Below are 9336 nucleotides of genomic sequence, written 5' to 3' on the forward strand. Positions count from 1 at the left end.
TCATTATGGTGAGGTGACAATCTCTTTTCTTAATTAAAGCTTCTATTAGATAAAGCTATCTTTCAAAAAGCCTTGTTGGCCCAATAGCACAAAACCTTTTCTGGAAGTGCGGAATGCAAGTTAAATAGGCGATACAGCACCTGCTGCGGTGGTGGCGGAGATATGGAGATGATTAACGCTGACCTGGTCAACAAGATCGCTGGTAGTTTAGTGGAAGAATTTGAGGAGGCAGAAGTGGATATTGTTACCACCGCCTGTGGCCAGTGCAAACGAATGATCTCAAATGCCATTAAAGCCAGGAAGTCTAAGGTAAAGGTCTTAGATATGGCCGAACTAGCGCTGGAGGCAGGGATAGAGAGATATTAATTGCGAATCGCGAATCGCGAATCGCGAATTTGCGGATCGCGAATCGCGAATCGCGAATTTAAAAAACAGATTCGCGATTCACAATTCGCGATTCGCGATTCGCGATTGAAGAGGAGGTAGTTATGGCTAAGTACAAAGATATTGAGATGCCGGCGGAGTTGTATTACTACAACTCGGATAACCATATCTGGTTAAAGGTTGAAGAAGGGGGGAAGGCCAGGTGCGGCATAGACCAGTTTGGTCAAAAAGCAGCCGGCACAGTGGCCTATGTTAAAACTAAGCCGGCCGGCGGCAAGGTTGTCAAAGGCCGCGCCCTGGGCACTATTGAGGCGGGTAAATATATCGGCCCGGTAAAGTCGCCGGTAAATGGGGCTATCTTAGAGGTGAATCAGGCGGTTCTTGACACACCGCGTCTGATTAACACTGATTCTTACGGCAATGGCTGGCTGGTGCTAATTGAAGCGGACAATCTGGACGAGGATATAAAGGACCTCATCCACGGTGAGGAAGACGTCCAGAAGTGGCTTGAGGCGGATTATAAGAAGTATGAAGATGAAGGGCTGTTTGCCGAGGCGGCAAAAGACTAGGTGTTAAAAGATCTTAAGCCAACTCTACTGTCACCAAATCGGGTTGCCGGCTTTTTTCTGTAAGATAGTCCAACATATCCATGTCGCCAATTCTTAAGGACTCGATAAGTTCTTCACGGGTCTTTTCTTGAGCATTGACGCCTGGAAGGTCCACCAGCCAGCCAACCCACCACTCGCCATCTTGTTCAATATGAGCGTGGTAATTCATCGTAGTGCCTTGTCAAGTTAGTATTTGTGGGTAGAGCCTCTTTTACCCCTCACCCTCCCCTAACCCCTCCCATCAAGGGAGGGGAAGCTCTTATGCCGACGCTGTCGGTACAAAAGGAGATGAAACTTAACCCATAGCACTATAATCTGTAATGAGCTTACTTTTTTAACTTGATTTTGAGTAGATACTTTCAACAATAGTATGCCGGTTACCCTCCCGGGCGATATTCACCAGAATAGCCTGGAATCACATGATTTGTCAAGGAGAATCTGTAACTATTCAGCCACAAAGCCACTAAGCCACGAAGAGAATGATAGAATAGCCCACGGATGACACAGATTTTGGCGGATTCTCACGGATTTTTTCTAATAAATTTTTATCCGTGTCAATCCGTCTCATCCGTGTAATCCGTGTGCTATTATTGGTAATCTTTGTGTCTTTGTGCCTTAAGGGCTGAATAGTTACAAAAATTTCCCCTCAACTTTCATTACACCCTGAACGGTTACGAGTATCTTTAGAAATGTGGCAGGAATTAATCTTGCAGCGTAGACTACAAAAGGCCCTCTGGTGCGGCCGGGGAGCATGCCTGACCGTCAGGAATAGATGGAGGCTTCTTCTGGATGAGCTAATTAATCATACTTATGAGCCGGAAGCGGCCAGAACAGTTGAGGCAATTACGCACCACGAGCATAATCTCTTTGGCTATCCCAATGAAGAAAGGGGCCTGTGGCTGGAGTTAGAGGGGAATAGTAATCGGCAATACTATGAAAGGGAAAAGGCTGAGGTGGTCTACTTTGTGGGTTGCCAGAGTTCCTTCCTCATCTCTTCGCATCAGCAGGCATTAGGTGTATTAAAGGAGTTAGCGGACGAAGGGGTTGATTTTGCGGTGCTGGGGTCTCGTGAGTGGTGCTGCGGTATGCCTTTTAAAAGGCTTGAAATGAATGAGGAATTCGAGAGCTACAGACAGCATAATTTAAGAGAAGTGGGGAAGATTGGGGCAGAGGAGGATCATCTTCAGTTGCCCCTCGTGTTATTCTATGTGGCAACAGGAGTATCAGCCGGAGGAGATAGAGCTGATTTACAGAGAAAGCAGCCATTGAAGGAGCCGAGCGGATTGATGGACTTTAAGCTCAAGGGAAGAATCTACGAGAGTGATGAGAATGGCTGCCGGCAAAATCCAGGTGAATACCAGGCCGCCTGGGAAATAGGCCGACAGAATTTTGGTCACCGCATCTCATTTTATGCCCCAACGATAAAGCGCTACGAAACGGAAGAGTTTGCGCAAAGTTGCGGGCATTGTTATTTTATGCCGGTATCCCTTACAGGGGCAAGTTGTGAACTGAACTGTGATCACTGCGGCCGCAAGATTTTAGCGGCGATGAAGGCGGCCATCACACCCGAAGATCTATTCAAATATGCCAGGGAAATTGCCGGCCGGGGCGCTAAGGGAATGCTCATCAGCGGTGGATCAACCAGAGAGGGTGTGGTGCTTATCAGGCCGTTTCTTTCGACCCTCGGCTGGATAAAAGAGGAGTTCGGCTTCAAGATCGTGGCCCACCTGGGCATCCTGGATGAGGAAACAGTGCGGGAGATAGCGAAGTCCGGCGGGATCGACGGGGCTATGATGGATATCGTGGGCGCCGATGAAACCTTGCGAGAAGTTTATCATCTGCCGGATCTGACTACTGAAGACTTTGAAGATTCCCTGCGGCTTTTGTGCGATTACGGGATAAAGACCATCCCCCATGTGGTTATTGGTCTGCACTACGGAAGGATTGTGGGCGAGCATGATGCCCTGGAGATTATTTCAAGATATCCGGTGGAAGCGGTGGTTTTGGTAGGTCTATTGCCCCAGATAGGCACTCCTATGGCCGAGATAAACCCGCCCACCCCAGAGGAGATGGGAGAAATATTCCAGGAGGCCCGCCGTCTTTTTCCGAAGACCCCTGTCCTTTTAGGCTGTCAACGGCCGCTGGGTGAGCATAAGCTGAAAACAGATAGGCTGGCCCTTGAAGCTGGTTTAAACGGTATTGCCTATCCAGCCGAGGGTGTGGTAAGCCTGGCTAAAAAGATGGGACTAAATCCTCACTTCAGCCAAATGTGCTGCTCCCTTGTGGCATTCGGATAAGGAGGAGCTTTAATGTCTTCTAAATGGTCTCTTTGGGATACAGGTGTCAAATCAGCCGCCGAGAATATTGCCCTGGATTCGGTTTTGCTTGAGGCCAAGGCTGAGGGGAAGATTCCCAATATCCTGCGGTTTCTGCAGTTCTCTCCTCCCGCGGTGTTGGTTGGCTATCACCAAACGGTTGAACAGGAAGTCCGGGTAGAGTTTTGCCGGCAGCAGGGGATTGATGTCAATAGACGAATAACCGGTGGTGGGGCGATATACTTTGATGAGTCCCAGCTTGGCTGGGAGTTGATCGCTGCCAAGGCTGATCTGGGCTATCGCTTGGACAGGGTAACGGAACTGGTTTGTGAGGCAGTGGTTAAGGGGCTGGGGAAGTTGGGAATTAAGGCCGGCTTTAGGCCACGTAATGATATTGAAGTCAACGGCCGCAAGATTTCGGGAACAGGCGGGATATTCGAGGATGGCGCCGTGCTGTTCCAGGGAACCCTGTTAGTAGATTTTGATGTCGAGACAATGATTCGCGCCTTGCGTATCCCTACTGAGAAACTGGCTGACAAGGATCTGAAATCCGTCCGCCAAAGGGTAACCTGCCTGCGAGAGGAATTGGGAGAAGCCCCGCCTCTTGAGGAAATTAAGCAGGCCTTGCAGGCAGGAGTTGAGGAAGCCCTGGGGATAGAATTTTCGAGTCTCGGGTTCTGGGCAGCCGCTGGCGGGTCGTCGGATTTCGAGTGGGATGATTTGGAAGGGCGGCTTCTTAAGCCAAAGAAGGCCCAATTTGCCTCAAAAGACTGGATTGAATCCATAAGAGAGCCTCTCGAAAATAGACAGACCCTGAGAGGCACTCACCGGACGAAAGGGGGCTTAATTAGGGCCTGGGCAGTAGTGGATGCAAAGCGAAAGCTGCTCAAACAGGCACTGATTACAGGGGACTTCTTTATCTCTCCGACGCGAACGATATTCGATCTGGAAGCAGCTTTAAAGGATGTCCCCTGCGCGGAGGTCAGCCAGCGGATTGAGGGCTTCTTTGAAAGCAGGCAGCCCCAGATGTCGGGCTTGACGCCGGCGGATTTTGCCACGGCGTTTCTATCTGCTTTAGAGAAGGTTGATTATCCTGGTCTGGGCATCCCTTTAGAAGAGGCAAACCATCTGTTCACGGTGAACGGGAGGCTTCAGGATATTCTTAAGTCACCGTCGGTCTTGCTGCTGCCTTATTGCGCCAAGCTGGTAGGGTGTAAGTATCGACATAATGACGGGTGTGCCAAATGTGGCCAATGCAGCATTGGGACAGCCTACGAGCTGGCAGACCAACATGGGCTTACTCCCATCAGTATTCGGAGTTATGAACATCTTCAGACCACGCTTCAGGCATTCAAGAAGGTTGGGGTGAAATCTTACATTGGCTGTTGCTGTGAGACATTTTTTGCCAAGCGGCAGCGTATATTTAAAGAGGCCGGTGTCCCAGGCGTCTTGATTGATATCGAGAACAGCACCTGTTACGACCTTGACCGGGAATCTGAAGCCTTAGCCGGTGAGTTTGAGAATCAGACTCACTTGAGGGTGAACCTGCTGGAAAAGGTAATGGGCCAAGTGGCTAAAGAGCTTGAGCCCAAAGAAAAAAATCCTTGCAGGAATCTATTTCAATGAGTATAATACAGTTAAGGTGATAATTCACGCTTTAAGGTTGGTCACTATAACCAGGTTTCTTTAAGAAACCCGGTTTTTATCGTCTCGGTTTTGGAATTTGCTTTAACTCGATGTTCAAGGTTTTCTTATAAACCGCTAAAGCGGTTACTTTAATTTATTAGTGTCCCACAATTCACCCCGATAAATCGGCGTGCTATTCTCAGGCTTACTTGAGTTTAGCACCCTGATTTATCAGGGTGTTACGGATAGGATAACATCCAGAATCATAACCGCTTTAGCGGTTTCAACCCCTGAAAATCTGATGGCGCAGGTCGAAAAACCTTGAACATCGAGTCTAAGTAAATAACTTGAATGAAAAAGGGGGGAAGAAATGGGGGAATTACATTTACACAGTTTAATTGAAAAATTAATTGAAAAATTAATTGAAAAAGAGGATGAACTTTACTCAGCAGTTTGTCTTGAACTTAATATTGCTTCTCAAGGGAAAACAATTAATGAAGCTAAAAAGAATTTGCAGGAAGCAGTAGAGCTATATCTTGAGGATGTCCTTGAAGCAGGAGACGAAGAGGAGTTTATTCCTCGTCCGGCGCCGGCGGAGGAGTGGATAAAGTTCTTTGAGGCTGAAGCTAAATTACTGGCTAAGGAGTTGCCTAAGGTTAGCTTACCGAAGAAGATCAAGTTAGAGGAAATGGTTGGATAGTTTTTAAGAACTGAGGGGGAAAATGCTTCTTTGTGATGTCCTGGTAATTGGCGCCGGCCCGGCCGGCAGCACCGCGGCTAAATTTGCGGCTAAGGCAGGCGCTAAAGTCATCCTGCTGGAAAAAAGAAAACATGTGGGCCGGCCGGTTCAATGTGCTGAGTATGTGCCCTGGCAGATTACTCAAGAGGTGGAATTGCCGACGAATGTGCTTGCCCAGCGGATTGATGCCATGCGAACCCATCTGCCGGCTGGCGAGGCGGTAGAGACCTCCGCGAAGGGGTTTATCATCTACCGTGACCTTTTCGATCAGGCCCTGGCTAAGGCAGCGGTTGATAGTGGGGCAGAACTCTTCCTCCAAACAAGGGCGGTAGGTTATGAAGAGGGGTTGGTTCGGGCAAGCCAGGGAGGCCAGCAGATACAGATTAAAGCCAGGGTGATGGTAGGGGCTGATGGCCCGCATTCTGTCGTGGGCAAATGGATGGGCTCTCCTGTTCAGAAGCTTGTCCACACGGCCCAGTACCAGATGCCACTCTGCAAGGGACTCTCTTCCACCGAGATCTATTTCCGCCGGGATATCCCTGTCGGGTATGGCTGGGTCTTTCCTAAAGGGAAGGCAGCTAATGTGGGGGTAGGCGTTGACCTGCAATTTAAGGTAAAACCATCAGCGGCCCTGCGTAATTTTGTGGACTACCTCCAACAGGAAGGGGTAGTTAGAGGTGAGGTAATGAACACTACCGGCGGCGTTATTCCTGCCGGCGGACTGGTGAAAAGGCTGCAGCGCGGCAATATGATTCTTGTGGGCGATGCCGCCGGTATGGCCCATCCCATAACCGGAGCCGGGGTGTCAAATGCCGTATTGGGTGGTAAAATAGCAGGTGAGATCGCCGGACGGGCTGCCCTGGAGGATGATCTTAGTATCTTAACCGAATATGAAGAGGAATGTCGAATACTGCTAAACGATCCCTTGACCAGGGCCAGGCAAAAAAGGGAGGCCTTGGAGAGTTGCTGGAAAGGCAATAATGAGGGGTTGGCCAAAGCCCTTCGCTTAAGCTGGATCGCCTTTGAGGAGTATTTTAAGCAGCCTTAATCCGGTGGCTATGGATAAACTCATCCAACTCAGATTTTTTGAACATGTAATGATGGTTAATCTGATAAAAGGGAACCTTGTGCGCTTTTATCCATCGTCGCATAGTTGACGGGGCTACGTTGAGATAGGATGCAGCGGAATTTGTATCCAGCCAGGGGGTAAAATCCTGCAAGTTCTTGCTGGCAAAGAGGATTTCTATCCCGATAATATGACCTTTTCCATCAAGGTCAACATTGCAATACTCGGATACTGACACAGTCTTGTAAATCTTTTGTTTACTGAGTTCAATATAACAGGCATCAACTTCTCTGTCATACTCAAATTTCATAGCCAGGTTACTCCTTTATTACAGTAATTACCCTGATATGTTGCGGTAGGGATTCATAAACAACTCTGACGGTTTTACGACCAAACTTTTTGATAGCATTTATTTCACCTTCGCTCCCGTAATACCAACTCTCAGGATGAAGCACAGTAGTTTCCACCTCTATTTGGGAGACACCACGTCTTCTCATACGGTATCTGGCGTGCTTCGAATAATCAAATTTAATCATCTATGGCTAACTTCCTACAGGATGATTCTACTATATTCTTTTAAAAAAGTCAACAAAAAGAGGTGGTAAATTATGCTAAAAGAATCCCCAGGGCATGTCCGGCTGAGTTTAGCTGCGGCTATGACATTGCGGCTGGCTTCCGGCAGGTTTTACCGGAAGGCCAGGCTTTACTGTATCAATCTTCTGCTTACCTACGCCGATGGTTGTGTGGGCAGATGCAGCTATTGCGGGCTTTCCAAGGAACGAGAAGGAGAATATGAAGAGAAGAGCTTTATCAGGGTTGCCTGGCCTATCTACAAGTTGAGCACAGTCAGGGAAAGGCTGAACAAGTATGCCGGTTGGGTGGAACGGATCTGTATCTCGATGATTACTAACCGTCGGGCCGTAGAAGATACCATTGCCATTACCAGTCACCTTAGAGAGGAAATAGACCTGCCTATCTCCCTGCTTATCTCTCCTACTCTTGTGGCTGATTCAACCCTGCGAAGGTTCAAAGATGCCGGGGCAGAGATGGTGGGGATAGCTATTGATGCGGCCACGGAGGAGCTGTTTGTGAATCACCGGGGCAATGGAGTCAAGGACCCGCATAAGTGGGCGAAATACTGGCAAGTATTGGAAGAAGCCGTCGGCGTGTTCGGGAAGGATAAAACCGGCTGTCACCTCATTGTTGGACTGGGGGAAACAGAGCAGGAGATGGTGGAAACAATTCAACGGGTAAGGGACTTAGGCGCCAGAACCCACCTCTTCTCCTTTCATCCGGAAGTCGGCTCTTTACTTGAAGATAGCCCTTCCTGCGATGTTGGTCAATACCGACGGGTACAACTATCCCGCTATTTGATTGATCATGGCCTGTCTTCTAAATACCAAATGAGTTTTGATGACCAGGGCAGGATAATCAATTTCGGTCTGAATGGCCGCCAATTGGAGCAGATAATCGAATCAGGCAAACCCTTTCAGACCTCAGGTTGTCCGGGCAAGACAATGGAAGGGGCTTGTAATCGCCCCTTTGGCGATGGCCCGCCTTCTGACATCCGCAGTTTCCCTTTTGAATTGAACCAGAGTGACCTCAAAAAAGTCCGGAAGCAGATGACTGGCTAAAGGCTTACCCTTACCCACATTTTTTGAAAACCACGAAGAACACGAAGGGCACGAAGAATTTAAAACAAATCTTTTAATCCCATCTTTCAATATCTTCTCATTAAAATTCATTGGGACGGTTCAAAATCATCCATTTTCTTGTGAAACTTTAGGCGCGGTTAACCTTCCGCAGAAGTAGGGTGGGCATTACCCACCAATCTGTTCGCCATCTACGCCTTTTTGGTGGGCGGTGCCCACCCTACCTCTCAGCCGCAAGCTTTCACAGTAAAGTGAACCATCCCAATTCATTAATAAACTTAATATTGGCTAATCTCATATAGGTTAGCAACTGGGCTTCATGCACAGGATGTATATTCTCAACACTCTTTAATTCTAAAATTTTCTTCGTCTCCTTCGTGCTCTTCGTGGTTTAGCTACCCCTTCCTTTTACCCAATTTGTGGGTAAAGATAAGGGCTAAAGGGGGGATTACCTATCCCTGGGTGGTTAGCCCATTCAGGACACCACCATTCTTTTTCCACCTTCTTCCCCATCGCCCGTCCCCGTCCCCCCATCATCAGGAGAAAGGCCAGCCCCCAACGACCTGTGCGGTTAGAAGTCGGTTATGGGGGAGGAATTCTCTTGAAAAACATTCTTTCCTTGACAGAATAGAAGGAATGGTGTTATATTTTTCGATGGCGACTACTGTAAATACATTATTGGCAGTATCTGATAAATCTCCAGAAATAAAGGCAGAAAAGGAGATGAAGGGACATTAGAAGCAATGCAGATTAAAAAGCTAATTAAGGAAATTTTACCAAGAATTGAGATAGAAGAAGAATACATTTTCATATTTAGATGGGTGTGGCTACTTTTCATGCAGCCATTTTCCATTCGTAAGTCCCGTAAAGACGTTTCTGTTCCTCTCTGATATGGAAATCCCAATACTTGTCCATATCATCGCTGAGGTTGATAGCGCGAAGCTTT

General features: G+C 48.0%; 10 protein-coding genes and 1 pseudogene. 7 read left to right on the forward strand and 4 right to left on the reverse strand.

Annotated features, from left to right (window positions below; translation table 11 throughout):
* Window positions 1–132 precede the first annotated feature (132 nt).
* Window positions 133–366: pseudogene (locus AB1797_10495) on the forward strand ((Fe-S)-binding protein).
* A 122-nt stretch (window positions 367–488) separates the two neighbouring features.
* On the forward strand, window positions 489–953 hold the full coding sequence (locus tag AB1797_10500) for a glycine cleavage system protein H (protein ID MEW5768031.1): 465 nt from the start codon (window positions 489–491) through the stop codon (window positions 951–953).
* A gap of 13 nt (window positions 954–966) precedes the next feature.
* On the opposite strand, the gene AB1797_10505 is transcribed toward AB1797_10500, so the two are convergent.
* A complete protein-coding gene (locus tag AB1797_10505) occupies window positions 967–1161 on the reverse strand; it encodes a type II toxin-antitoxin system HicB family antitoxin (GenBank protein ID MEW5768032.1) in 195 nt (64 codons plus the stop codon).
* A 520-nt stretch (window positions 1162–1681) separates the two neighbouring features.
* Between AB1797_10505 and AB1797_10510 the strand changes: the two genes are divergently transcribed.
* The 4 genes from AB1797_10510 to AB1797_10525 all read left to right on the forward strand — a co-directional run bounded on the left by AB1797_10510 (window position 1682) and on the right by AB1797_10525 (window position 6720).
* On the forward strand, window positions 1682–3289 hold the full coding sequence (locus AB1797_10510; protein MEW5768033.1) for a radical SAM protein: 1608 nt from the start codon (window positions 1682–1684) through the stop codon (window positions 3287–3289).
* A 12-nt stretch (window positions 3290–3301) separates the two neighbouring features.
* The gene (locus tag AB1797_10515; protein ID MEW5768034.1) at window positions 3302–4933 is read left to right on the forward strand and encodes a DUF116 domain-containing protein; all 1632 of its coding nucleotides are present in this window, start codon (window positions 3302–3304) and stop codon (window positions 4931–4933) included.
* 370 nt (window positions 4934–5303) lie between these two features.
* The gene (locus AB1797_10520) at window positions 5304–5633 is read left to right on the forward strand and encodes a hypothetical protein (protein ID MEW5768035.1); all 330 of its coding nucleotides are present in this window, start codon (window positions 5304–5306) and stop codon (window positions 5631–5633) included.
* 22 nt (window positions 5634–5655) lie between these two features.
* On the forward strand, window positions 5656–6720 hold the full coding sequence (locus tag AB1797_10525) for a geranylgeranyl reductase family protein (protein MEW5768036.1): 1065 nt from the start codon (window positions 5656–5658) through the stop codon (window positions 6718–6720).
* Here AB1797_10525 and AB1797_10530 read toward each other — a convergent pair.
* Both AB1797_10530 and AB1797_10535 read right to left on the reverse strand, forming a co-directional pair.
* Window positions 6707–7048 carry a DUF2283 domain-containing protein gene (locus tag AB1797_10530; protein MEW5768037.1) on the reverse strand — a complete coding sequence of 114 codons (342 nt, stop codon included), beginning with the start codon at window positions 7046–7048 and terminating at the stop codon, window positions 6707–6709. The genes AB1797_10525 and AB1797_10530 overlap by 14 nt on opposite strands.
* A gap of 7 nt (window positions 7049–7055) precedes the next feature.
* A complete protein-coding gene (locus tag AB1797_10535; protein ID MEW5768038.1) occupies window positions 7056–7274 on the reverse strand; it encodes a DUF4258 domain-containing protein in 219 nt (72 codons plus the stop codon).
* Between the two features lie 72 nt (window positions 7275–7346).
* On the opposite strand from AB1797_10535, the gene AB1797_10540 reads away from it, so the two are divergent.
* Window positions 7347–8372: a radical SAM protein gene (locus AB1797_10540; GenBank protein ID MEW5768039.1), complete on the forward strand. Its 1026-nt coding sequence runs from the start codon at window positions 7347–7349 to the stop codon at window positions 8370–8372.
* Between the two features lie 259 nt (window positions 8373–8631).
* On the opposite strand, the gene AB1797_10545 is transcribed toward AB1797_10540, so the two are convergent.
* Window positions 8632–8751 (reverse strand): GxxExxY protein, encoded by a 120-nt coding sequence (locus tag AB1797_10545; protein MEW5768040.1) that lies wholly within the window; start codon window positions 8749–8751, stop codon window positions 8632–8634.
* Between the last annotated feature and the right edge of the window lie 585 nt (window positions 8752–9336).

It is taken from the genome of bacterium, from assembly GCA_040753085.1.
Taxonomy (GTDB): Bacteria; UBA9089; JASEGY01; order JASEGY01; family JASEGY01; genus JASEGY01.

Coding starts and splice junctions, on each gene's coding strand:
- AB1797_10540 (MEW5768039.1), top strand. CDS start 7,347: ATGCTAAAAGAATCCCCAGGGCATGTCCGGCTGAGTTTAGCTGCGGCT.
- AB1797_10525 (MEW5768036.1), top strand. CDS start 5,656: ATGCTTCTTTGTGATGTCCTGGTAATTGGCGCCGGCCCGGCCGGCAGC.
- AB1797_10500 (MEW5768031.1), top strand. CDS start 489: ATGGCTAAGTACAAAGATATTGAGATGCCGGCGGAGTTGTATTACTAC.
- AB1797_10535 (MEW5768038.1), bottom strand. CDS start 7,274: ATGATTAAATTTGATTATTCGAAGCACGCCAGATACCGTATGAGAAGA.
- AB1797_10505 (MEW5768032.1), bottom strand. CDS start 1,161: ATGAATTACCACGCTCATATTGAACAAGATGGCGAGTGGTGGGTTGGC.
- AB1797_10530 (MEW5768037.1), bottom strand. CDS start 7,048: ATGAAATTTGAGTATGACAGAGAAGTTGATGCCTGTTATATTGAACTC.
- AB1797_10515 (MEW5768034.1), top strand. CDS start 3,302: ATGTCTTCTAAATGGTCTCTTTGGGATACAGGTGTCAAATCAGCCGCC.
- AB1797_10520 (MEW5768035.1), top strand. CDS start 5,304: ATGGGGGAATTACATTTACACAGTTTAATTGAAAAATTAATTGAAAAA.
- AB1797_10510 (MEW5768033.1), top strand. CDS start 1,682: ATGTGGCAGGAATTAATCTTGCAGCGTAGACTACAAAAGGCCCTCTGG.